This is a genomic window from Leisingera aquaemixtae, assembly GCF_006740765.1.
Taxonomy (GTDB): Bacteria; Pseudomonadota; Alphaproteobacteria; order Rhodobacterales; family Rhodobacteraceae; genus Leisingera; species Leisingera aquaemixtae.
The window spans coordinates 1,442,379-1,464,431 of sequence record NZ_CP041159.1 but is presented as its reverse complement, the minus strand read 5'-3'; the positions used below and the strand labels follow the sequence as shown (position 1 = coordinate 1,464,431).

21 protein-coding genes and 1 tRNA gene are annotated in these 22,053 nt (G+C 63.0%); 12 read left to right on the top strand and 10 right to left on the bottom strand.

What is annotated here, in order from left to right:
• Positions 1-24: 24 nt before the first annotated feature.
• From R2C4_RS08780 to R2C4_RS08770, 3 genes are all read right to left on the bottom strand, one after another.
• Positions 25-456, bottom strand: coding sequence for a universal stress protein (locus R2C4_RS08780; protein ID WP_058286921.1), 432 nt, complete (start codon positions 454-456; stop codon positions 25-27).
• Positions 453-3,062: a TRAP transporter permease gene (locus R2C4_RS08775; protein WP_058286920.1), complete on the bottom strand. Its 2,610-nt coding sequence runs from the start codon at positions 3,060-3,062 to the stop codon at positions 453-455. Before R2C4_RS08775 ends, R2C4_RS08780 begins: the two co-directional genes overlap by 4 nt.
• Before the next feature lie 109 nt (positions 3,063-3,171).
• The gene (locus R2C4_RS08770) at positions 3,172-4,137 is read right to left on the bottom strand and encodes a TAXI family TRAP transporter solute-binding subunit (RefSeq protein ID WP_058286919.1); all 966 of its coding nucleotides are present in this window, start codon (positions 4,135-4,137) and stop codon (positions 3,172-3,174) included.
• A 282-nt stretch (positions 4,138-4,419) separates the two neighbouring features.
• Between R2C4_RS08770 and R2C4_RS21380 the strand changes: the two genes are divergently transcribed.
• Complete coding sequence (locus tag R2C4_RS21380; RefSeq protein WP_244940807.1) at positions 4,420-4,857, top strand: hypothetical protein; 438 nt, start codon at positions 4,420-4,422, stop codon at positions 4,855-4,857.
• Positions 4,858-4,925: 68 nt separating this feature from the next.
• Here R2C4_RS21380 and R2C4_RS08760 read toward each other — a convergent pair whose 3' ends face one another.
• Together R2C4_RS08760 and R2C4_RS08755 are read right to left on the bottom strand one after the other, a co-directional pair.
• On the bottom strand, positions 4,926-8,051 hold the full coding sequence (locus R2C4_RS08760; protein WP_058286917.1) for an efflux RND transporter permease subunit: 3,126 nt from the start codon (positions 8,049-8,051) through the stop codon (positions 4,926-4,928).
• Positions 8,052-8,054: 3 nt separating this feature from the next.
• Positions 8,055-9,203 (bottom strand): efflux RND transporter periplasmic adaptor subunit, encoded by a 1,149-nt coding sequence (locus R2C4_RS08755; protein ID WP_244940806.1) that lies wholly within the window; start codon positions 9,201-9,203, stop codon positions 8,055-8,057.
• 348 nt (positions 9,204-9,551) lie between these two features.
• Between R2C4_RS08755 and ypfJ the strand changes: the two genes are divergently transcribed.
• The 3 genes from ypfJ (at position 9,552) to R2C4_RS08740 (ending at position 12,319) form a co-directional block, all read left to right on the top strand.
• Complete coding sequence (gene ypfJ, locus R2C4_RS08750; protein WP_141890339.1) at positions 9,552-10,397, top strand: KPN_02809 family neutral zinc metallopeptidase; 846 nt, start codon at positions 9,552-9,554, stop codon at positions 10,395-10,397.
• A gap of 135 nt (positions 10,398-10,532) precedes the next feature.
• The gene (gene mtnA, locus R2C4_RS08745) at positions 10,533-11,639 is read left to right on the top strand and encodes an S-methyl-5-thioribose-1-phosphate isomerase (RefSeq protein ID WP_141890338.1); all 1,107 of its coding nucleotides are present in this window, start codon (positions 10,533-10,535) and stop codon (positions 11,637-11,639) included.
• Positions 11,640-11,653: 14 nt separating this feature from the next.
• Positions 11,654-12,319, top strand: a complete 666-nt coding sequence (locus R2C4_RS08740; protein WP_141890337.1) for a class II aldolase/adducin family protein — start codon at positions 11,654-11,656, stop codon at positions 12,317-12,319.
• A 115-nt stretch (positions 12,320-12,434) separates the two neighbouring features.
• Here the strand turns inward: R2C4_RS08740 and R2C4_RS08735 are convergent.
• Positions 12,435-12,520: transfer RNA gene (locus R2C4_RS08735), tRNA-Leu, on the bottom strand.
• A gap of 164 nt (positions 12,521-12,684) precedes the next feature.
• Here R2C4_RS08735 and R2C4_RS08730 point away from each other — a divergent pair.
• Both R2C4_RS08730 and R2C4_RS08725 read left to right on the top strand, forming a co-directional pair.
• Entirely contained in the window at positions 12,685-13,263 is a 579-nt protein-coding gene (locus R2C4_RS08730) for a YqaA family protein (RefSeq protein WP_141890336.1), read from the top strand.
• Between the two features lie 2 nt (positions 13,264-13,265).
• On the top strand, positions 13,266-13,733 hold the full coding sequence (locus R2C4_RS08725) for a disulfide bond formation protein B (RefSeq protein WP_141890335.1): 468 nt from the start codon (positions 13,266-13,268) through the stop codon (positions 13,731-13,733).
• A gap of 60 nt (positions 13,734-13,793) precedes the next feature.
• Here R2C4_RS08725 and R2C4_RS08720 read toward each other — a convergent pair whose 3' ends face one another.
• Positions 13,794-14,219 (bottom strand): Lrp/AsnC family transcriptional regulator, encoded by a 426-nt coding sequence (locus R2C4_RS08720; protein WP_058286910.1) that lies wholly within the window; start codon positions 14,217-14,219, stop codon positions 13,794-13,796.
• A 112-nt stretch (positions 14,220-14,331) separates the two neighbouring features.
• Here R2C4_RS08720 and rocF point away from each other — a divergent pair, with 112 nt between their 5' ends.
• From rocF to R2C4_RS08705, 3 genes are read left to right on the top strand one after another with little or no spacing between them, the layout of a single operon-like run.
• On the top strand, positions 14,332-15,258 hold the full coding sequence (gene rocF, locus R2C4_RS08715) for an arginase (protein WP_141890334.1): 927 nt from the start codon (positions 14,332-14,334) through the stop codon (positions 15,256-15,258).
• Positions 15,255-16,184, top strand: coding sequence for a citrulline utilization hydrolase CtlX (gene ctlX, locus R2C4_RS08710; protein ID WP_141890333.1), 930 nt, complete (start codon positions 15,255-15,257; stop codon positions 16,182-16,184). Before rocF ends, ctlX begins: the two co-directional genes overlap by 4 nt.
• Positions 16,181-17,227 (top strand): ornithine cyclodeaminase, encoded by a 1,047-nt coding sequence (locus tag R2C4_RS08705; protein ID WP_141890332.1) that lies wholly within the window; start codon positions 16,181-16,183, stop codon positions 17,225-17,227. The genes ctlX and R2C4_RS08705 overlap by 4 nt, the downstream gene beginning before the upstream one ends.
• Before the next feature lie 196 nt (positions 17,228-17,423).
• Here the strand turns inward: R2C4_RS08705 and R2C4_RS08700 are convergent, their stop codons facing one another.
• Positions 17,424-18,008, bottom strand: coding sequence for an HNH endonuclease (locus R2C4_RS08700; RefSeq protein WP_008557943.1), 585 nt, complete (start codon positions 18,006-18,008; stop codon positions 17,424-17,426).
• A gap of 229 nt (positions 18,009-18,237) precedes the next feature.
• On the opposite strand from R2C4_RS08700, the gene R2C4_RS08695 reads away from it, so the two are divergent.
• Entirely contained in the window at positions 18,238-18,891 is a 654-nt protein-coding gene (locus R2C4_RS08695) for a pseudouridine synthase (protein WP_141890331.1), read from the top strand.
• Positions 18,892-18,904: 13 nt separating this feature from the next.
• Positions 18,905-19,327: a VOC family protein gene (locus R2C4_RS08690; RefSeq protein ID WP_141890330.1), complete on the top strand. Its 423-nt coding sequence runs from the start codon at positions 18,905-18,907 to the stop codon at positions 19,325-19,327.
• A 37-nt stretch (positions 19,328-19,364) separates the two neighbouring features.
• Here the strand turns inward: R2C4_RS08690 and R2C4_RS08685 are convergent, their stop codons facing one another.
• On the bottom strand, positions 19,365-20,030 hold the full coding sequence (locus R2C4_RS08685; protein ID WP_058286905.1) for an alpha/beta hydrolase: 666 nt from the start codon (positions 20,028-20,030) through the stop codon (positions 19,365-19,367).
• Positions 20,027-20,686 (bottom strand): DNA-3-methyladenine glycosylase family protein, encoded by a 660-nt coding sequence (locus tag R2C4_RS08680; protein ID WP_244940805.1) that lies wholly within the window; start codon positions 20,684-20,686, stop codon positions 20,027-20,029. The genes R2C4_RS08685 and R2C4_RS08680 overlap by 4 nt, the downstream gene beginning before the upstream one ends.
• Positions 20,687-20,781: 95 nt before the next feature.
• On the opposite strand from R2C4_RS08680, the gene R2C4_RS08675 reads away from it, so the two are divergent.
• On the top strand, positions 20,782-21,999 hold the full coding sequence (locus tag R2C4_RS08675; RefSeq protein WP_141890328.1) for an MFS transporter: 1,218 nt from the start codon (positions 20,782-20,784) through the stop codon (positions 21,997-21,999).
• Positions 22,000-22,053 lie beyond the last annotated feature (54 nt).

Sequence of the window (22,053 nt, the reverse complement as noted above, 5' to 3'; positions counted from 1 at the left end):
CGCCCGAAGGCGCCCCTAAAGGTTTCAGCGGATCACAAAAACCGAACAATCCGAGTGGCGGATCACCCGGGCCGCATTCGGCCCGAGCAGGTAGTCTTTCAAGTCCGGTTTATGCGCGCCGATCACGATCAGACCGCTGCCGGCCGTTTCGGCCACTTTGAGGATCTCCTGATAGGCGGTGCCGGTGGCGACCAGGTGGCGCACCTTGGCGTTGCGCTCTTCGCCCAGCACTTTGCTGCACAGGTCCTGGAGCCGCTTGGTCGCGTCCTCCACTGCCTTTTCGTGGTGGTGTTCCTCGAAAAAGCCGGACACCCAGGTCTCGCCGAAGTTGGGCAGGACGTTGACGACGTCCAGCTGGGCGCCGTCAAGCTCCGCCAGCCGGGCGGCCTCGGTCAGGACTTTTTCGTCCAAGGCTCGGTCGCTCAGTTCCAGGGCGCAAAGAACGGGTCTGCTCATGCCGGTACTCCTTCCTGTTCACGCGCGCGTCCGCGCTGCAGAAACGCCACCAGCGCCACCAGCAGCAGCGCCGGGATGAAGATCAGCTCCTTGGGCAGCTGGCTGGCCGGGGCCTGGATGGAAGTGATCTGCACCGGCGCGTCGGCGTAGAAATCAAAGCTCTCCAGATTGGGCGCCGCCGGTGTGCCGAACATCGGCTCTTCCAGCTTCACCACGCCGTCTTCCTCCAGCAGCAGCAGGCCATAGGCATCCACTGCCGACTGGCCGCCGGAGCCGTCAGCCGTCAGGATCATTGTGGTGCTCTTGGTTCCGGACGTGTCGAAATCCGGGCCTTCCACCGTGATCCGCAGCTCCGCCCCCGGCTCAGCCTCGTCCAGCGCCTGCACCAGCTGCGCCGGCGGCACTTGGGCAAAGGGCGGCATGATGCGGTCCATGAAGAAGTCCGGCCGGAACAGCGCGAAGGCGGCAAAGATCAGCAGGATGCCTTCATAGAAGCGGTTGCGGCTGAGGAAATAGCCCATGGTGCCCGCAGTAAAGACCAGGATCGCGATGGTGGCCGATATGGCGACCAGGATTCCCTGTATCCAGTTCACATCAATCAGCAGGAGATCGGTGTTGAAGATGAACACAAACGGCAGCGCCACGGTCCGCAAGCTGTAGAAGAAGGCGGTGAATCCGGTGCGGATCGCATCGCCCCCCGAGACAGCAGCCGCAGCAAAGCTGGCAAGACCCACCGGCGGTGTCACATCGGCCATGATGCCAAAGTAGAACACAAACAGGTGCACGGCGATCAGCGGCACGATCAGGCCGGACTGGGCGCCCAGCTCGACCACGACACCGGCCATCAGCGAACTGACGACGATGTAGTTCGCCGTGGTCGGCAGGCCCATGCCCAAAACCAGCGACAGAATGCCCACCATCACCAGCATCAGGATCAGGTTGCCGCCCGAGATGAACTCGACCAGCTCAGACATCACCTGCCCGACACCTGTCAGGGTCACGGTGCCCACGATCACCCCCGCGGTGGCCGTGGCCAGCGCGATGCCGATCATGTTGCGGGCACCGTCGATCAGCCCGTGCCACAGGTCGCTGACGCCCTGCATGAAGGCATTGGCCATGTCGCTCTGTCCGCGGAAAATCGCCTTGAGCGGTTTCTGGGTCAGCAGGATCACAAACAGCAGCGCCGTGGCCCAGAAGGCGGACAGGCCGGGCGACTTTTGTTCGATCATCAGGAAGTAGACCAGTACGATGATCGGCAGCAGGTAATGCAGACCCGCCTTGTAGATCTCGCCCACCACCGGCAGCTCGACCTCTTCGGCGTTGGGGTCGTCCGGCACCAGATCCTCCACGCCGGAGGCCAGCCACAGCAGGGCGACATAGGCGGCCACCACCAGAGCTGACAGCGTCAGACCGGAGGCGCCCGGCATCGCGGCGACAATCCATTTCACCGGATACTGCACGCCGTAGCAAAGCGCTGCGAAGCCGGCGAAGAACAGTGCCATGCCGCCAATTGTGCGGCCCATGGACACCACGCGGTTGCCCAGCGTCGGCATGTTCCGTTTCACCGCTTCCAGGTGCACGATGTAGACCAGCGCGATGTAGGAAATCGCAGCCGGCAGGAAGGCATGGGTGATCACCTCGACATAAGAGATGCCCACGTATTCCACCATCAGGAAGGCCGCAGCCCCCATCACCGGCGGCATGATCTGCCCGTTCACGGAGGACGCAACCTCAACCGAACCCGCCTGTTCTGACGTGAAGCCCACCCGCTTCATCAGCGGAATTGTGAAGGTGCCGGTGGTGACAACGTTGGCAATCGAGGAGCCAGAGATCAGACCGGTTGCGGCAGAGCCCACAACGGCCGCCTTGGCCGGGCCGCCGCGCAGGTGGCCAAGCGCGCCAAACGCCATCTTGATGAAGTAGTTGCCGGCGCCCGCCTTATCCAGCAGCGCACCGAACAGCACAAACAGGAATACGAACTTGGTCGACACCCCCAGGGCGATGCCGAACACGCCCTCAGACGTGATCCACATATGGCTCATCGCCTTTTTCAGGCTTGCGCCTTTCCAGCGGATCACCTCGGGCACGTAGTCCGATGAGCCGAAGAAAACATAAAGCAGGAAGATCGTCGCGATGATCGCCATTGCCGGACCCAGCGCGCGGCGGGCGGCCTCGAACAGCAACAGCAGGCCTGCCAGCGCGAACCATTTGTCCACGTCATCTGCAAGGCCGCCGGAATCGACGATTTTCTGATAGAAAATATAGCCATAGAGCGCGATGCCGGTGCCCGCGATGGCAAAGATCCAGTCCTGGACCGGGACATAGCCGCGGGGGCTGGATTTCAAGGCAGGATAGGCGGCAAAAGCCAGGAAAATGGCAAACGCCAGATGGATTTGCCGCGAATTGTTGATCACGCTGCCGGGCAGCAGCAGGTTGGCCAGCGGCGAGGCCAGCACGACTTGGAAAACCGACCAGATGACTGCGACGATGGCCAGGAACACCCCTACACTCCCCACCGGGTTGCGGGCGCCGGCGTCGGAGGACGCGACCAGTTCCTGAAGCTCTTCTTCGCTGAGCGGTCGATTTCCCTGAGCATCGGATGTCATGGATAATCTCCCCTTGGGCCGGCGTGGAGCGGCACGGCCTCAAATTTACTCCCCCGGCTCGGGGGCAGAAACGGGGCGCTGATGCGCCCCGCCCCATTGTTCCGGCGGATTACTCGATCCAGCCTTTTTCTTTGTAGTACTTTTCTGCGCCAGGATGCAGCGGTGCCGACAGGCCGTCCGCGATCATTTCTTCCGGTTTCAAATTGGTGAACGCCGGGTGCAGCTTCTGGAAGGCTTCGAAGTTTTCGAACACCGAGCTGACGACTGCATAAACCGCATCCTCGGAAACGTCTGCCGAAGTCACGAAGGTCGCGCCGACACCAAAGGTGTTCACGTCCTCGTCGGTGCCGCGGTACATGCCGCCCGGAATGGTGGCGGTGCGGTAGAAGGAGTTGTCGCCAACCAGTTTCTCAACCGCTTCGCCGTCCACGGTGACCAGAACCGAGTCACAGGCAGTGGTGGCTTCCTGGATCGAGCCGGACGGGTGGCCGACAGTGTAGATCATTGCGTCGATCTGGTTGTCGCACAGCGCCGCGGACTGTTCCGCTGCCTTCAGCTCAGTCGCCAGGGCGAAATCTTCCATTCCCCAGCCCTTGGCTTCCATCAGCACTTCCATGGTGCCGCGCTGGCCGGAGCCCGGGTTGCCGATGTTGACGCGCTTGCCCTTGAGGTCGTCAAAGGTGGAGATGCCGGCATCGGCGCGCGCCACTACGGTGAAGGGTTCCGGATGCACCGAGAACACGGCGCGCAGGCCTTCGAACGGACCCGCTTCCTCGAACTTGGAGGAACCGTTGTAGGCGTGGTACTGCCAGTCCGACTGGGCGACGCCGAACTGCAGTTCGCCTTCGCGGATGGTGTTGATGTTGTAGACCGAGCCGCCGGTGGATTCGACGGCGCACTTGAAGCCGTGCTCCTTGCGGCCCTTGTTCACCAGACGGCAAATGGCGCCCCCGGTCGGGTAATACACGCCGGTAACGCCGCCGGTGCCGATGGTGATGAATTCCTGCGCAGATGCTGCCGGAGCCATAAAGGCTGCGGTCACCAAAGCACCGATCGCCAGCTTGGTGTGTTTCATGATCAAGTCTCTCCCACTTGTCTTATGATTTGCAGCCCGGCCCGGAAATTTGCGAAAGCGGTGTTATGCTCCACGCACGGCCAGAGAATTTGGCCCCCAAGCAAGGCGTGTGCGGATATTTTTTGCACGCCCGCAAGGGTTCCACCGGGGGCCTCCCAAGTCAAGAGTGCTATCTATTGACGCACCCCCTAAAGCCGATTTTTTTTCTGTAATGACAACAGTTAGATAAATTTCCCCGTCACGGTGCGGTGGTTTCCGGTTGCCTGCATACAAAGAATTTAATTGCAAGGGGAAATCTTCGGCCCGGCGATTCTTGCACTGCGGAAAAAGCGCTTGGGCGGTCATTGGCCGGAGCGCTGGCAGCAACCGCTTTTTGCGCTGAATTGCGGCAGGCCGGGGATTGCCATGGTGACAAATCCGGCAGATGGCGCTAATCCGCGTCACACAAAAATTGATCCGCTGTTCAAGAATCGTAGCTGCGGGCACCAAGTCAGGGAGCTTGCGGCAATGCTGCTGAGCCAAGTTATTCACGATAACCCGTCGCTGACGGATTTCTGGGCTTTGGAGCGCTGCGTCTCCGCCGAGGCCCGCAAGATACCGCAGGAGGCCAGTGCGCCGCTGACCTGCGATGTGGAGCCGGAATTCCGCTGCACGCCGCGAAAATGGGACCTGATCCTGTCGGCGGCCCATGACCGCGGGCTGCGGGCCCGCCAGCGCTGATTTCTCTGCAATCAAGTATTTGAAGGCGCGGTCGGCCCCGCCCGCAGGCGCGCGGGGCCGCGTTGGTGTTATTCCGCCGGGCTGGCTGCCGGGGTGCCCTTGATGCGTTCGCGTACGCCCTGCATCATCGCATAAAGCACCGGCACCACGATCACCCCGACCACCGTCGCTGCCAGCATGCCGCCAAAGACCGCGATGCCGATTGCGCGCTGGCTGGCAGCACCTGCGCCGGAGGCCGCCATCAGCGGCACCACCCCCAGCAGGAAGGACAGCGCCGTCATCATCACGGCGCGGAACCGCTGCTTGGCCGCCTCTTGCGCGGCGTCGCGGATGCTCAGCCCCGCGGCGCGCCGCTCCATTGCGAATTCGACAATGAGAATGGCATTTTTCGACGCCAGGCCGATCAGCATGATCATCCCGATCTGGGTGTAGAGGTTGATGTCGTTGCCCGCGATGGCCACTGCGGCCACGGCCCCGAACAAGGCGACGATCACGGACAGCAGGATCGCCACCGGCATGCTCCAGCTTTCGTACTGCGCCACCAGGAACAGGTAGCCGAACAGCACCGCCATCGCCAGGATCACCGTCACCAGCCCGGCGGAGTCGAGCTGCTGCTGCGCGGTGCCGGTCCATTCAAAGGCATAGCCCGGCGGCAGCGCCGTCGCGGCCTCCTCCTGCATCACCCGGATGGCATCGCCGGTTGACAGCCCGGGCGCGGGCACTGCCGTCACGGTGGCCGAGCGGAAGATGTTGTGCCGCTTGAGCAGCACCGGCCCCAAGACGTTCTCCACATCTATCAGGGTCGACAGCGGCACCATCTCGCCGGACTGCGCCCGCACATACAGGCCGCCAATATCCTCGATCTTGTCGCGATAGGAGCCCTCGGCCTGCAGCATTACCTTGTAGACGCGCCCGAACAGGTTGAAATCGTTTACATAGTAAGACCCCAGGTACGTCTGCATGGTCTGGAAGACCTCGGCAATCGGCACGTTCAGCGTCTTGGCTTTCTCGCGGTCCAGATCGACAAAAACCTGCGGCACGTTGGCCCGGAAGGTGGTGTAGGACTGGGCGATCTCAGGCCGCTGATTGGCGGAATAGACCAGCGACCCGACGGATTGCGCAAGATCCTGCGGCGTGCCGCCTGCGGTCTGCTGGACCGCCATCTCCACACCGGCCGACATGCCCAGGCCGGAGATCGGCGGCGGGTTGAAGGCTACGATACTGGCTGCCGCCTCGGCGTTGGCGATGCCGTAGATCTGGCCGAGGATGGCGTTTGGCTGCAGCGGTTCGCTTTGCCGCTCGTTCCACGGCGCCAGGTTGGCGATGATCATCGCGCCGTTGGCGCCGGCCCCGTTCAGCAGGCTGAAGCCATTGACCAGGACAGTGCCCTGGACGCCGGGGATCTGGCGGATCTGTTCGTCAATCCGGCTGGTCACGGTCTCCGTCCGCCCCAAAGCAGCCGCATCGGGGAGCTGCACATCAACAAACAGATACCCGTTGTCCTCGGACGGCAGGAAGCCCTTGGATGTCGCGGTAAACACCGTTCCGGTGCCGAAGGCAAAAGCCGCGATAATCGCCAGCCCGATCACCGGCAGGCGCAGCAGGCGCGTGACAACGCTCAGGTAGCCGCTGCGCACTCCGCCGATCATGTTTTCAAACACCGCCAGCAGCCCTTTGGGCGGGCCAGAGCGGGCTTTCAGCACGATGGCGCAAAGCGCCGGCGACAGCGTCAATGCGTTGATGGAGGAGATCACCACCGCAACCGAAATGGTGACGGCAAACTGGGAGTACAGCTTGCCGGTAATCCCGGGCATGAAGGTGACTGGCACAAACACCGCCAGCAGCACCAGCGTGGTCGCGATGACCGGTCCGGTGATCTGTCCCATCGCCTTGCGGGTGGCTTCCGCCGGGGGCAGCCCCTCCTCGGCGATGATCCGTTCGACGTTCTCCACCACCACGATGGCGTCATCCACCACGATGCCGATCGCCAGCACCAGCGCAAACAGCGAGATAGTGTTGAGCGACATGCCAAGCGCCAGCAGAAACGCAAAAGTCCCGATCAGCGACACCGGGATAGCCACCGCTGGGATAACGGTTGCCCGCAGCGAGCCCAGGAAGATGAACACCACCGAGATCACCAGCACAAAGGTCATCATCAGGGTGGAGATCACATCGTTCAGCGATTGCTCGACAAAATCGGTGGTGTTGAAGGGCACGGAATAGGCGACGTCTGCGGGGAAGTCCTGCGACAGCCTCTCCATCTCTGCCAGCACCGCTTCGGAAACGGCCAGCGCATTGGCGCCAGGAGCCTGGTAGACGGCCAGAATGGTGGCCGGCACGCCGTCGTAAAAGCCCGAAGCGCTGTAGTTGGAGGCACCCAGCTCCACCCGCGCGATGTCGCTCAGCCGCACGGTGCTGCCGCCATCGCCGGTGCGGATCACGATGTCCTCAAACTCGCTGACTTCGGTCAGGCGGCCCTTGGATTTGATGGTGTACTGGAACACCTGGTCGCCGGGCACCGGCGGTGCACCCACCTGCCCCGCCGAGACCTCGATATTCTGCTCCCGCACCGCGTTGATCACGTCGCCGGGTGAAATGCCAAGGCCGGCCATCTTGTTGGGGTCCAGCCAGACGCGCATGGCGTATTCAAAGTTTGTCAGGATGTCCGCCTTGCCGACGCCGGCCACCCGCGCCAGCGCATCTTTGATGTTGATGGCGGCATAGTTCGACAGAAACACGCTGTCATACGTCCGGTCGGGTGAGGTGAGCGCGGTCACCAGCAGCATGTTGGAGGAGCTTTTCTGCGTCACCACGCCATTGGCGGTGACCTCGGCAGGCAGCGCTGCCACCGCCTGCGCCACCCGGTTCTGCACGTTGACAGAGGCAATGTCCGGATCCGTGCCGACCTCGAAGGTCACCGACAGCGAATAGCTGCCGTTGTCGGCGGAGTTGGAGGACATATAAAGCATCCCGTCCACCCCGTTCACCTGCGCCTCAATCGGCGCGGCGACGCTTTTTTCAACGGTTTCCGCGTTGGCGCCCGGGTAGCTGGCGGTGACGTTCACCACTGGCGGGGTGATTTCCGGGAACTGGGCGACAGGAAGAACGAAATAACCGATCACCCCCATGACCGTCAGCACAAGGGAAATGACAATTGCGAATTTGGGGCGTGAGATAAAGAGAGAGGAAAACATCGGTTACTCTCCAGCCTGCGCCGCCGGGACGGGTTCCACCTCGACGCCGGGGCGGATCTTTTGCAGGCCCTGAACCACCACGGTTTCGCCCTGCGTCAGCCCGTCCAGCACAACAATGCCGGTGCCCTGCACATCCCCGGTCGCGATATAGCGCTGCTGCACCTGGTTCTGGCCATCGACAACCAGCACAAACGGGCCTTGCTGGTCGCGCTGGATTGCGGCCTGGCTGATGATGATCCGGTCTACCGCCTCTTGCGACTGCAAGCCAACGGTCAGGAAAGCGCCGTCCAGGATCAGCCGGTGATCATTTTCGAATTTCGCCCGCACGGTGACGGCGCCGGTGTCGGGGTCGACCCGGTTGCCGGCAAAGGCGATCCGGCCTTTTTCCTCTAGCTCTTCGCCATTGGGAAGCACAACGAACACTTCCGGGGCGGTTTCGGTATCCGCCCGGTCGCGGCCGTTGGCTTCAAGCTCCTGCAGGATCTCGACAAATTGCTTCTCGTTCAGCGAGAAGGAGACATAAACCGGCGCTTCCCGCACGATGTTGACCAGGGGCGAGCCGCCGGGGCTCACGACATCGCCGATGCTGACTTGGACCCGGCCGAGGCGGCCTGAGAACGGCGCGCTGACTTCCGTGTAGCTCAGGTCCAGTTCCGCCTGCCGGATCGCTGCCTTGGCGGCCCGCACCTGGGCCTCGGCCACCAGCTCATTGGCGCGCGCGGTGTCACGGTCCGCCTCCGGCACAGAGCCGCGTTCGAACAGTTCCTGTTTGCGGGCCAGATCCAGCGATGCCAGTTCCAGGTTGGCCTCCGCCTGCGCCAGTTCCGCGCTGCGGCTTTCCAGCACCGCCTCATAGGCGCTGCGCTCGATGCGGAACAGCACATCGCCCCGCTCCACCTCGGCGCCGTCTTCCACCAGCACCTCTTCCAGATAGCCGCTGACACGGGCCATGATGTCGGCCTTGTCAATCGCCTCGCCCCGGCCGATGAATGTCGCGGTGTCCTTGATCTGCTTGACGACAGCCTGCGCAACGGACACCTTCGGCGCCGCGCCTTGCTGGGCGGGTGCAGGCCCTGCAAACATCAGCCCTGCCGCTGCAACCATCGCAAGACTGGTTCCACCAGACAGGCCTGCAGTCCAAAATCGTGCCATGCTGTGCCCTTTCGAGTATTGGAAATGTTTAGGAATGATTGCAGCAACGGCTGTGACAGCCGCTTCTGCGGTAACGAAATTTCCTCCATTCAATAATTTGCTAACCTTAACCGCAAGAGCCGTTGTGCGTCTTATGCGTTTCTCTTGCTGCCGGGGCCGGGCAACTGCCCCGTTATTCCCCCAGCGCGCGGTTTAATCACCGCAAGGCGGGAACCGCAGGCAGCGGCCAGGGGTTATCACCACGGGAGCCCTGCGGACAGGCCGCCGGGCGGGCATGCATCGATAGCTGCCGCCGCGCCGCTATCTGATCCCGCAGATGCCGGCAGGCCAGGATGCCAGGAGGATACCATGCGTTGGAGAGGTCGCCGCGGAAGCAGTAACATTGAAGACCGGCGGGGCCGGGGTTTCACCGGCAGAACCGCCGGGATCGGCGGCGCGGGGGCAATACTGATTATCGTTGTCGGCGCCTTCCTGGGGGTGGACCTGACGCCGCTGCTGCAAGGCACGGCACCGCAAAGCAGCCAATCTGCGCCGGTCACCGAGGCCGACCAGGCCGCAGCCGAATTCGTCAGCGTCGCCCTGGCCGATACCGAAGACGTCTGGACCACGATTTTCAACCAGCAGCTGGGACGGGCCTATGACCCTGCGGTTCTGGTGCTTTACAAGGGCGTGACGCAATCACCCTGCGGCGGAGCCTCTGGCGCAACCGGCCCGTTCTATTGCCCGCTCGATGAGAAGGTCTATCTCGACACCGCATTTTTCACCACGCTCAGCCAGCGGCTGGGCGCCAGCGGCGATTTCGCAGCCGCCTATGTGGTGGCGCATGAGGTTGCCCATCATGTTCAGAATGAACTTGGCATCCTGGGCCAGACCCAGCGCATCCGCGCCCAGGTCAGCGAGGTCGAGTCCAACGCAATTTCTGTGCGCACCGAACTGCAGGCCGATTGCTTCTCCGGCATCTGGGCCCGCTATGCCCGGGATCAGCTGGGCACGCTGGAGCCCGGCGACATCAGCGAAGCGATGAATGCTGCCAAACAGATCGGTGATGACACGCTGCAGCGCAACGCGGGCCAGGTGCCGCAGCCGCACACCTTCTCGCACGGCACCAGCGCCCAGCGGCAGGCCTGGTTTGCGCGCGGGTATGAGACCGGGGACATCAGCACCTGCGACACCTTCTCGACCAATTCGCTCTGACCCTGCGGCTGCGGGTTCATTGAATTCTGCTGGTGTTGGTGGTTGTCTAACCCCACAGGCGGCGCTAGGCCGGAGCCGGAAACCGGATCGATTCCGGCGCCGCGTCCATCGCCGCCGGACTAGGGAGACAGCCAGATGAAAGTTGACGGTACGCATTACCGGTCCCTTTGGTGGGATCATGACAAGGACGCGCTGCAGATCATTGATCAGCGCTGGCTGCCGCATGATTTCCGCGTCCAGCAGGTCAGCACTCTGCAGGAGTTTGCCGACGCGATTGTCGAAATGCGGGTGCGCGGCGCGCCGCTCATTGGCGCCACCGCCGCATACGGGATGGCGCTGGCGATGCGGCTGGACCCCTCGGATGCCGCGATGGATCAGGCCTGGAGCTTTCTGAACGCAACCCGCCCCACCGCCATCAACCTGCGCTGGGCGCTGGACCGCTGCCGCAACCACCTGCGCCCGCTGGCCGAAGGCGAGCGGGCCGCGGCGGCCCTGGCGCTGGCCCACGAGATCGCGGATGAGGATGTGGAAATCAACCGCAGCATCGGCGCGCATGGCCTGGAGCTGATCAAACAAATCGCTGCCGGCAAGCCGGAGGGCGAGCCGGTCCGTCTGCTGACCCATTGCAACGCCGGCTGGATTGCCACTGTCGACTGGGGCACCGCCACCAGCCCGATGTACCAGGCCCATGACGCCGGCATTCCGATCCACGTCTGGGTCGATGAGACCCGCCCGCGCAATCAGGGCGCACTAACCTCGTGGGAGCTGGGCAGCCACGGGATCAGCCACAGCTATATCACCGACAACGCCGGCGGCCATCTGATGCAGCACGGCCAGGTCGATCTGGTGATCACCGGCACCGACCGCACCACCCGCCGCGGCGACGTCTGCAACAAGATCGGCACCTACCTCAAGGCGTTGGCGGCCAAGGACAACGGCGTGCCCTTCTATGTCGCCCTGCCCTCGCCGACGATTGACTGGACCGTCTCCGACGGCGTTGCAGAAATCCCGATCGAGGAACGCAGCGCGCGCGAGATAACCCACGTCCAGGGCAAGACGGAGAGCGGCAGCATCGGTGTGGTTCAGGTCACGCCCGATGGCACCCCCGGCGGCAACCCGGCCTTTGACGTGACACCCAACCGGCTGGTGACAGGCCTGATCACTGAACGCGGCATCTGCGACGCCAGCGAAGACGGCCTGGCCGGCCTGTTCCCGGATATGGCCGCCGCCAAATCCGCATGACCGGGGCGTCTCAGGTGAAACCTCCCTACCAGGACAGCACCTCTTTGCGGCAGGCGGTGATCGGTGCCTGCCTGGAGATGAATGCCGCTGGCATCAACCAGGGCACATCCGGCAATATATCCGTCCGTGCGGGGGATCACATGCTGATCACCCCCTCCGGCGTGCCGTATGACCAGATGGCGCCAGAGATGCTGGTGAAGATGCCGCTCGACGGAAGCGCCGCTCCGGCGGGCCAGCTGAAACCCTCTACGGAGTGGCCGTTTCACCTGGCGGTCCTGCAGGCCAAACCCGCCGTCAACGCCGTCGTCCATGCACACCCGGTCTATTGCAGCGCGCTGGCGATGAACCGCCAGGCGATCCCCGCCTGCCACTATATGGTGGCGGCCTTTGGCGGCAGCGACGTTCCGGTGGCGGACTACGCCCTGTTCGGCAGCCGCCAGTTGTCGGAAAATATCACCCGCGCTTTGCAGACCCGCAGTGCCTGCCTGATGGCCAACCATGGCGCGGTTACCACGGGAGAAAGCCTTCCCCGTGCCCTCTGGCGGATGGTCGAGCTTGAAACACTGGCAAAGGGTTACGCGGCCAGTCTCACCTTGGGAAAACCGCATATCCTGAGCGAGGATGAGATGGCGGAAGTGATCGCGGCCTTTGCGGATTACGGCCTGAAGGACAGCCGCTGATTTTGGAGGTTTTAAAGTGCAGCCGGGGGAAACCGCCCGCGGCAGGCTGGTCTTGCCGCATCAGCCTGTCAGGCTTAAAATCCTGCGCATCTGTTTGATATGTCGCGGAAATCTGTGGTGCCCAAGGAGAGACTCGAACTCTCACGATGTTGCCATCGGGGGATTTTGAATCCCCTGCGTCTACCATTCCGCCACTTGGGCCACGCCCTGTTCCTAGCCAAGGCTGCCGCCAAGGTCCAGAGGCAAATCGGCCCCTCTGCGCCGAAAACGCACCCCGTTGCAAAATCATCCGCAGCAAAGGTTGACGGAGGCCGGCGCACGTGCCACCTCCCTTGGCAAACGCCGTTGAGGACGCAGGGCGCAGCATGCTGAAACCGCTATATGACCGGACAATGGCCTTGGCCGATCACCCAAAGGCGCTCTGGTGTCTGGCCGCCGTGGCTTTCGTCGAAAGCTCGGTGTTTCCGATTCCCCCGGACGTTCTGATGATCCCGATGATCCTGGCCCGCCCGTCGCGCGCCTGGCTGGTTGCTCTGGTGGCTTTGGTGGCCTCTGTCACGGGCGGCATGCTTGGCTATGCCATCGGCGCCTTCTTTTACGACAGCATTGGCCAGCCGGTGCTGGAGGCGATGGGCAAGGGCGATTCCATGGCGGAGTTCAACGCCCGCTTTAACGACTTCGGCTTCTGGGCGGTTCTGGGCGCCGGGATCACGCCGTTCCCCTACAAGGTGATCACCATCATGTCGGGTTGGACGGGTATGCCGCTCGGTACTTTCATTGCCACCTCTATCCTTGCGCGCGCATTGCGTTTTTTCGTTGTCGCAGGTCTGCTGTGGCAGTTCGGGGCTCCGGTCCGCAACTTCATTGAACGCCGCCTGGGGCTGGTCTTCTCGGCTTTTATGGTTGTCCTGTTCGGCGGCTTCCTGATGGTGAGGTTCATCTGATCATGCACCGTTTATTGATCGTTATCGCCGCCCTGGGCTCCGCCGCGCTGCTGCTCGGGGCGCTGGGGTTTCAGTACATTGCCGACATGCCCCCTTGCAAACTGTGCTACTGGCAGCGCTACCCGCATGCGGCGGCGGTCGGGATCGGCGTTCTGGCGCTGATCATTCCCGGTGCGGTGCTGCCGTATCTGGGAGCGCTTGCGGCGCTGTCCACTGCCGGGGTTGGGGCGTATCATACCGGTGTTGAGCGCGGCTGGTGGGAAGGCCCCTCCACCTGCACGTCCGGACCGGTCGGCGGACTGTCGCCCGATCAGCTGATGGAGCAGATCATGTCCGCACCGCTGGTGCGTTGTGACGAGGTGCCGTGGGAGCTGTTTTCCCTTTCCATGGCCAGCTGGAACGCAATCGCCTCCCTTGGCCTGGCGCTGGTCTGGATTGCTGCCGCCAACCATGCCCGCAAGCAGGGTTAACCTGCTGGCAAGCTGAGATCCGGCCGCTAACCCTTTGACACTTTTGGCGGTCTTTTGGGATCAGGTGTCCTTCTTGGTGGCCAGCAGGAGATTGGTTTCACTGCTCACCACCCCTTCGAAGGTGCGGATCTTGGCCAGCGCTGCATCCAGCGTTTCCAAGGTTTCAGTGCCGAGTTCCACAATCAGATCCCAGCGGCCATTAGTCGTGTGAATCGCCCGCACTTCCGGCAGCCCCTGCAGCTGCCGGGTGATCCGGCTGGTGCCGCGGCCCTCGATCCCGATCATCATCAGACCGCGCACCGGATCGCGCAGCACATCCTCCTTCAGCACCACCGTGAACCCCAGAATGTCGCCGCGGGCCTGCAGCCGCTCGATCCTGGCCCGCACCGTTGTCCGCGACAGGTTCAATTCCAGCGCCAGATCTGACAGCGACGCCCGCGCATTGTGGCGCAACGCAGAGATCAGACGCTCATCCGTTTTGTCCATATCCCACCTCAATTCGAACAATCAGCAACCATTATGGGCAAAATGCAGACTGGCTTCCAACACATTTCGGAAGCTAATTGGAAGAAAGCTGACTTTTTGAGAGACCATAACCGTGACCTCGCAACATTGCATTCTGATTGGAGCCCCGGTCGACAGCGGCAAGCGCCGTGCCGGCTGCCTGATGGGCCCGGACGCCTACCGGACCGCCGGAATCGCCGCTGCCCTGGAAAGCCTTGGGCACACGGTCGAAGATCTTGGCAACCTGGCGCCGGAGGCCCATGCCGCCGACACCAATGACGGCCTCGTCTATGCCCGCAACGAAACCATCGGCTGGACCTCGCGCCTGGCCCAAGCCGCCGAGGACGCGCTGGAATGCGGCCTGCCGGTGTTCCTGGGCGGCGATCACTCGCTGTCGCTCGGATCCGTGGCCGGCGCCGCAAACTTTGCCGCCAAGGCAGGCCGCCCGCTGTTTGTCCTGTGGCTGGACGCGCATACCGACTTCCACACGCCGGAAACCTCGGACAGCGGCAACCTGCACGGCACCCCGGTCGGATATTTCACTGGGCGCAGGGGTTTCGACGGCTTTCCTGAAGTTCTGAACCCGGTGCCGGAGGAAAATGTCTGCATGATCGGCCTGCGGTCTGTGGACACCCAGGAACGGCTTGCGCTGGAAGACAGCGCCATCCGCACCCATGACATGCGCCATATTGATGAAAACGGCATCGCCGGACCGCTGAACCGGTTTCTGGATCATGTCGCCGAGGCCAATGGCATGCTGCACGTCTCGCTCGACGTGGATTTTCTGGATCCCTCCGTCGCCCCGGCTGTCGGCACCACCGTTCCCGGCGGCGCCACCGTGCGCGAGGCCCATCTGGTCTGCGAAATTCTGCATGATTCCGGCCTGATGACCTCGCTGGATCTGGTCGAGCTGAACCCGTTCCTGGATGAGCGCGGCCGCACGGCGCATCTGATGGTGGACCTCTGCGCCTCTGCCCTGGGCCGCCGCGTGTTCGACCGCCCGACCCGGAGCTATCAGTGAGCAGCCTGCAAGCCCCCTCCGCGGTGGTGATGATCCGGCCGCATCACTTCTGCTCCAACCCTGAAACCAAAGGCGATAACGCCTTTCAAACTCTGGCAAACACCTCGGCCACGGCGACGGCGGCGCAAGCGCTGGCGGAATTCGACGGCGCCGTCGAAGCCCTGCGCGGCGCGGGCGTTACGGTGCATGTGTTTGACGACACAGGCACCGAAACCCCGGACAGCGTGTTTCCCAACAATTGGTTTTCGACCCATGCCGGCGGCCATGTCGCGGTCTATCCGATGTTTGCGAAAAACCGGCGCAAGGAACGGCGCTGGGATGTGATTGAGCTGCTGAAGCAGGACTACCGGGTGCAGGATGTTATCGACTACTCCGGTCTTGAGCAGGACGGGCTGTCGCTGGAAGGCACCGGCGCCATGGTGCTGGACCACATCGGCCGCATTGCCTATACCGTGAAATCCAACCGAGCAGATCCGGTACTTCTGGAACGCTTCTGCACCCATTTCAACTTTGAACCCATGGTGTTCGAAGCCAAAGATGAAGCGGGCCGCGACGTGTATCACACCAATGTGCTGATGGGGATCGGCACCGAATACGCGCTAATCTGCCTGGATATGATCGTTAACCCTTCGCGCCGCGCTGAGGTCGCCGCGCGGCTGGAGGAAACCGGCCGCCGGGTGATTGACCTCACGCCCGGCCAGATCGCCAGTTTTGCGGGCAACGCCCTGGAGCTTACCGGCCGCAAGCGGCTTCTGGCGCTCTCCGCCACGGCGCTGGCGGCGCTGCGCCCCGATCAGATTTCGGTCATCGAGCAGAGCGCAGAGCTGCTGCCGCTGACCATTCCCACCATCGAAACCGCAGGCGGGTCGGTGCGCTGCATGCTGGCAGGCATCCACCTCAGCCCCCGTGAAAGGAAAACCGCATGACACAGCCTTCGGACAAGGCACTGGTGCCTTTTGTCAGCGTCGACAACATGATGCGCCTCATTCATCACGTCGGAATCGAGCAGATGATGCGCGATCTGGCAGAGTATGTGGAAGAAGACTTCAAGCGCTGGGAGCTGTTTGACAAGACCCCGCGCGTCGCCAGCCATTCCGACGTCGGGGTGATCGAACTGATGCCGACCTCCGATGGCGAGGCTTATGGCTTCAAATACGTGAACGGCCACCCCAAGAACACCTCTGAAGGGCTGCAAACCGTCACGGCCTTTGGGCTGCTGGCGGATGTTTACACCGGCTATCCGGTGCTGCTGACGGAGATGACCATTCTGACCGCGCTGCGCACCGCCGCCACCTCAGCAATGGCCGCCAAGTATCTGGCGCCCAAAGGATCAGCCACGATGGCCATGATCGGCAACGGGGCCCAGTCCGAATTCCAGACGCTGGCGATGAAGGCGATCATCGGCCTGAAGTCCGTGCGCCTCTATGACAAGGACCCGGCGGCAACCGAAAAATGCGCCCGCAATCTGCAGGGAATGGGCCTAGAGGTTGTCTCCTGCAAGACGCCGGAAGAAGCGATCGAAGGCGCGCAGATCCTCACCACCTGCACCGCGGACAAGCAGTATGCGACCATCCTGACCGACAATATGGTCGGCAGCGGCGTCCACATCAATGCGATCGGCGGCGACTGCCCCGGCAAGACCGAACTGGCGCCCGGCATCCTCAGCCGCTCCGACGTCTTTGTCGAATACCCGCCGCAAACCCGGATCGAGGGCGAAATCCAGCAGATGCCGGAAGACTTCGCCGTGACCGAATTGTGGGAAGTGATCGCAGGCAAGAAACCGGGCCGCACCGGCGACCGCCAGATCACGCTGTTCGACAGCGTCGGCTTTGCCATCGAGGATTTCTCGGCGCTGCGGTATATCCGCGACCGCATCAAGGGCACCGATTATTTCATCGATCTCGACATGCTTGCTGACCCGGACGATCCGCGCGATCTGTTCGGAATGCTTCAGCGCGCCAAACCCTGACAGGCCGCACCCTCACACCCTGCAAAGGCGGCCCGCTGAACTGAGGCCGCCGGCACTTCCGGCCTCCTTGCCTGTTTGCCGCAGCCAGCGGCATCTGCCGGCACTGCTCATGGGGATCTGAACAGCTGCCTCACCTAAAGCAGACACTCAGGCAACGAGGCCGGACCCCTTGTCCCGGAACGTTGAGCTGTTTCGCTTAAGCATCCAGCTCGGTATCCCAGTACAGGAAGTCCATCCAGCTTTCATGCAGGTGGTTTGGCGGGAACTTGCGCCCGGTGTTGCGCAGCTCCTCCGCCCCTGGCCGCCGCGGCGGCTTGCGCAGCGACATGCCGGCCCGGTGCAGCGACTTGGACCCTTTCCTAAGATTGCAGGGGCTGCACGCCGCGACCACATTTTCCCAGCTGGTCACCCCTCCGGACGCGCGCGGCACCACGTGGTCAAAGGTGAGATCGCCCTTGCTGCCGCAGTACTGGCAGCGGAATTCGTCCCGCAAAAACAAATTAAAGCGCGTGAAGGCCACGCGCTTTTGAGGTTTTACATAGTCTTTCAGAACCACGACGGACGGTATTCGGATCTCGGTACTCGGACTGTGCACCACCTCGTCATATTCGGCCACGATGGCGACCCGGTCCAGCCAGGCGGCCTTGACCGCGTCCTGCCAGGTCCACAAAGACAAAGGGTAATAAGAGAGCGGCCGGTAATCCGCGTTCAGCACCAGCGCCGGGTGCTGCTTCAGCGCGCCCGGAGATCTGACAAACTCTGCTCTGAAATCGCCATCCATTGTTGAACGTCTTCCTCGCCCTGATCTTCCGTGTTGCGGAACCAGAGCGGGGAACCCGCCCCAGCCTGACTTTGACTATATATCGTGGTTAGCGCCTGACAAGCCCTGATGACCCACAATATGTCGGGAGCAATCTGCGCTGATTCCGTGACAGCACCGTGACACTTATCCACAGGGGTCCGGCCCTGGCCCACTTGCCCTGCGGCCGCCGCCCGCCTATTGCCGTGCCATGACCCGTCTGATCCGTTTCAACAAACCCTATGATGTTCTGCCCCAGTTCACCGACAGCGGCAGCCAAGACAGCCCGCGGGCGACGCTGAGCAAGTATATCGACTGCCCGGGTGTCTATGCGGCCGGCCGCCTGGACCGCGACAGCGAGGGGCTCATGCTGCTGACTGATAACGGCCGTTTGCAGGCCTGGATCACCGACCCCAAACACAAGATGGACAAGACCTATTGGGTGCAGGTGGAGGGTATCCCGGACCCCGACGCCCTGAAAAACCTGGCGGAAGGTGTTGAACTGAAAGACGGAATAACCAGGCCCGCCAAGGTTCGGCTGATCCCGGAGCCGCCGGGCCTGTGGGCGCGCACCCCGCCGGTGCGGGTGCGCAAGACGGTTCCCGACAGCTGGATCGCGCTGACCCTCCGCGAGGGCCGCAACCGGCAGGTGCGCCGGATGACAGCTGCGGTTGGGCATCCGACGCTGCGCCTGATCCGCTACAGCATCGGTGCCTGGACCCTGGACGGGCTGGCGCAGGGCGCTTGGGAGGACGTGGAGGCGCCGCGTGTTCCCGGCCCGCCGAAGCCTTCGCAAAAGCCGCCCCGCAGACCCAAGCCATCCGCGGCGAGGCCGCCAAAAGGTGACAGGCCCCGCCGCCGCTGATAGCCTTTCAGCCATGCTGCCGCACGCCCCCGCCCCCGACGCCATTCTCGAAGCCTCGCTCTATGTCGGCGACCTCGACACAGCCGAAGCGTTCTATGGCGAAATCCTGGGGCTGGAGCGTATCCAGCGGGTTGCCAACCGGCATGTCTTTTACCGCTGCGGCACGTCAGTTCTGCTGCTGTTCAACGCTGAAGAAACGGTAAAACCACCGGGAAACCCGCGTCTGCCGGTACCGCCGCATGGTGCCCGCGGTCCGGGGCATGTGTGCTTTGCCCAGCCAAGAGAAAGGCTGCTTCTCATGCGCGCGCGGCTCCTGGCGGCAGGCATCGCGATTGAGGCGGAGTTCGACTGGCCAAGCGGCGCCCGGTCCATCTATTTCCGCGATCCGGCCGGCAATTCACTGGAAATCGCCGAACCGAACCTGTGGGCAACCTGACCTCCCGAAGCGCCGGAAGGTCAGACTTGTCAATGGGTTAAAGCCCGAGCTTGTCGCGCATGAACGCCAGTGCCACGCTCAGCCCGTCCGGCGCGATGCCATGGGCGGTGCCTTTCTGGATATGGGCAAAGACGTCCTGGAAGCCCGCCTCCTGCAGCGCTTCTGCGGCCTCGGGCAGCGACTGCACGGGCACCACGTCATCCTGATCGCCATGCACCAGCAGCACCGGCATCCTCGAGACGGCTTCATCTTTCAGCAGTTCCGGCTCCAGAAGCCGGCCGGAGAATGCGACGATCCCCGCCACTGCGTCTTCCCGGCGGGGTGCCACATGCAGGCTCATCATGGTGCCCTGGCTGAACCCGAACAGCACGACCTGTTCCGGCAGCACATCCTCGTCCACCATCAGCGCATCCAGAAAGGCGTTCAGGTCTTCGATCGCGGACTGCATTCCGCGCATGCTCTCCTCCTCCGAGGAGCCGTCGATCCAGGGAATCGGAAACCACTGGAACCCAAAGGGCGCGCCGGCGCAGGCCTCAGGCGCATCGGGGGCCACAAACAGCGTATCCGGCAGATGCTCCCCCAGAGGATCGGCCAGCCCCAGCAGGTCGGCCCCGTTGGCGCCATACCCATGCAGGAACACAACAATCGAGCGGATTTCGCCGGAAACCGGCTCCTTGCGGCCGGCAGTCAATACACGAGTCATCGGATCCCTTCCCTGTCCTTCGCCAACCGGTAATAGGCCCAGAGAATGCGCGCCGCAACCGACCGCCACGGCGACCAGGCTTCGGCCAGGTGCCGCATCTCCCGTTCCTTGGGGCGGGCGGGCAGATCAAACAGCACCCGGGCTGCCTCCTGCAAGGCCAGATCACCATGGGCAAACACATCCGCCCGGCCCAGCGAAAACATCGCATAAATCTCTGCCGTCCACTGGCCAATCCCGGGGACCTGGACCAGCGTGGCAATCACCTCTGCATCAGGGGCGCTGCGCAAGGCTTTGTAATCAATGCGCGCCTCCGCCAGTGCCCGGGCATACCGGATTTTCTGGCGGCTGAGGCCGGCGGCGCGCAAATCGTCATCCGCGGCCCAAAGAATCTGGCGCGGCCCGGTGAGCTTTGGCTCTTTCATCCGCGTCCAGATCGCATTGGCCGAGGCCACGCTGACCTGCTGGCTGACAATCGCGCTCAGCAGTTCCGCAAAGCCGTCCGGCCTGCGCCTGAGCGGAAGCGCGCCAGTCAGTTCCAGCGCATGGGCAAACCGGCTGTCCTGCGCCGCCAGCCAGTCCGCGCCTTCGGACACGCAGGCATCATACTGGATGATCCGGCCCGCGCCCGGATGGAAGGTTTGTATTTCTGACGCCACGTCACCCCCTGATTGGCGGCCGTTGAAAGAAAGCGTGAACGCCAATCCATTTCCGCTGGCTTGCCCATCGACATATTCACAGTTACGCATCCCATATGACCATGAGCATGACCACCCCCAGCGACACCGTCGCCAAGAAAAACGTCGCCATCCTGGTGCTGGCGCAGGCGATCCTTGGCTCGCAGATGCCGATGATCTTCACCATCGGCGGCCTTGCGGGGCAGTCGCTGGCCTCGAACCCCTGCTTTGCGACACTGCCGATTTCCCTGATTGTCGGCGGCTCGATGCTGGCCGCGACGCCGATTTCGGCAATCATGCAGCGCTGGGGCCGCCGGGCGGGGTTCTTCACCGGCGCAGCCTTTGGCGCTATTGGCGGGCTGGTCGGCGCCTACGGACTGTACCTCGGGTCTTTCCCGATCTTCCTGCTCGGCAGCCTGCTGACCGGCGTTTACATGAGCGCGCACGGGTTCTACCGGTTTGCCGCAGCCGATACCGCCTCCGATGCCTTCCGGCCCAAGGCGATTTCTTACGTGATGGCGGGCGGTCTGGCCGCGGCCATCATCGGCCCTCAGCTCGTCAAGGCCACCAGCCAGGCCTTTGTCATTCCGTTTCTTGGCACCTATCTGGCAGTGATTGCGGTCAACGTTCTGGGCGCCGCGCTGTTCCTGTTCCTCGATATCCCGAAACCGCCCGTGCCCTCTGCGGACAGCCCCAAGGGCCGCAGCCGGATGGAGCTTCTGAAGACCCCGGTGATCGCGGTGGCGGTGATCTGCGCGATGGTCTCCTATGCGCTGATGAACTTGGTGATGACCTCGACACCGCTGGCCGTGGTCGGCTGCGGCTTCACTGAGGGCAACGCCGCGGACGTGGTCACCTGGCATGTGCTGGCGATGTATGTGCCGTCCTTCTTTACAGGCCACCTGATTGCCCGTTTCGGCGTAGAGAAAATCGTCTCCGCCGGTCTGGTGATCCTCGCAGGCGCCGGTGCCGTCGCGCTGCAAGGTGTTGAGCTGGAAAATTTCTTCATTGCGCTAGTGCTCTTGGGTATCGGCTGGAACTTCGGCTTCATCGGCGCCACCACCATGCTGGCCGGCGCCCATGAAAGCTATGAGCGCGGCCGGATGCAGGGGCTTAACGACCTGCTGGTCTTTGGCGGTGTCACTATGGCCTCGCTGGCGTCTGGCGGGCTGATGAACTGCTCGGGCGGCAGCCCGGTGGATGGCTGGAACGCGGTAAACATGGCCATGGCCCCCTTCCTGGTGCTGGCAGGCGGCGCATTGATGTGGCTGGTCCTGCGGCCCAAAGAAGCCTGACAACGTATCCCGAAAACCGAAAAAGGCGCCCCGGGAGGCGCCTTTTTCTTTGGA

Excerpts from the sequence above, each read along its gene's own strand:
- R2C4_RS08780 (WP_058286921.1), bottom strand. The coding sequence starts at position 456 with ATGAGCAGACCCGTTCTTTGCGCCCTGGAACTGAGCGACCGAGCCTTG.
- R2C4_RS08775 (WP_058286920.1), bottom strand. The coding sequence starts at position 3,062 with ATGACATCCGATGCTCAGGGAAATCGACCGCTCAGCGAAGAAGAGCTT.
- R2C4_RS08770 (WP_058286919.1), bottom strand. The coding sequence starts at position 4,137 with ATGAAACACACCAAGCTGGCGATCGGTGCTTTGGTGACCGCAGCCTTT.
- R2C4_RS08760 (WP_058286917.1), bottom strand. The coding sequence starts at position 8,051 with ATGTTTTCCTCTCTCTTTATCTCACGCCCCAAATTCGCAATTGTCATT.
- R2C4_RS08755 (WP_244940806.1), bottom strand. The coding sequence starts at position 9,203 with ATGGCACGATTTTGGACTGCAGGCCTGTCTGGTGGAACCAGTCTTGCG.
- ypfJ (WP_141890339.1), top strand. The coding sequence starts at position 9,552 with ATGCGTTGGAGAGGTCGCCGCGGAAGCAGTAACATTGAAGACCGGCGG.
- mtnA (WP_141890338.1), top strand. The coding sequence starts at position 10,533 with ATGAAAGTTGACGGTACGCATTACCGGTCCCTTTGGTGGGATCATGAC.
- R2C4_RS08730 (WP_141890336.1), top strand. The coding sequence starts at position 12,685 with ATGCTGAAACCGCTATATGACCGGACAATGGCCTTGGCCGATCACCCA.
- R2C4_RS08725 (WP_141890335.1), top strand. The coding sequence starts at position 13,266 with ATGCACCGTTTATTGATCGTTATCGCCGCCCTGGGCTCCGCCGCGCTG.
- R2C4_RS08720 (WP_058286910.1), bottom strand. The coding sequence starts at position 14,219 with ATGGACAAAACGGATGAGCGTCTGATCTCTGCGTTGCGCCACAATGCG.
- R2C4_RS08705 (WP_141890332.1), top strand. The coding sequence starts at position 16,181 with ATGACACAGCCTTCGGACAAGGCACTGGTGCCTTTTGTCAGCGTCGAC.
- R2C4_RS08700 (WP_008557943.1), bottom strand. The coding sequence starts at position 18,008 with ATGGATGGCGATTTCAGAGCAGAGTTTGTCAGATCTCCGGGCGCGCTG.
- R2C4_RS08695 (WP_141890331.1), top strand. The coding sequence starts at position 18,238 with ATGACCCGTCTGATCCGTTTCAACAAACCCTATGATGTTCTGCCCCAG.
- R2C4_RS08690 (WP_141890330.1), top strand. The coding sequence starts at position 18,905 with ATGCTGCCGCACGCCCCCGCCCCCGACGCCATTCTCGAAGCCTCGCTC.
- R2C4_RS08685 (WP_058286905.1), bottom strand. The coding sequence starts at position 20,030 with ATGACTCGTGTATTGACTGCCGGCCGCAAGGAGCCGGTTTCCGGCGAA.
- R2C4_RS08675 (WP_141890328.1), top strand. The coding sequence starts at position 20,782 with ATGACCATGAGCATGACCACCCCCAGCGACACCGTCGCCAAGAAAAAC.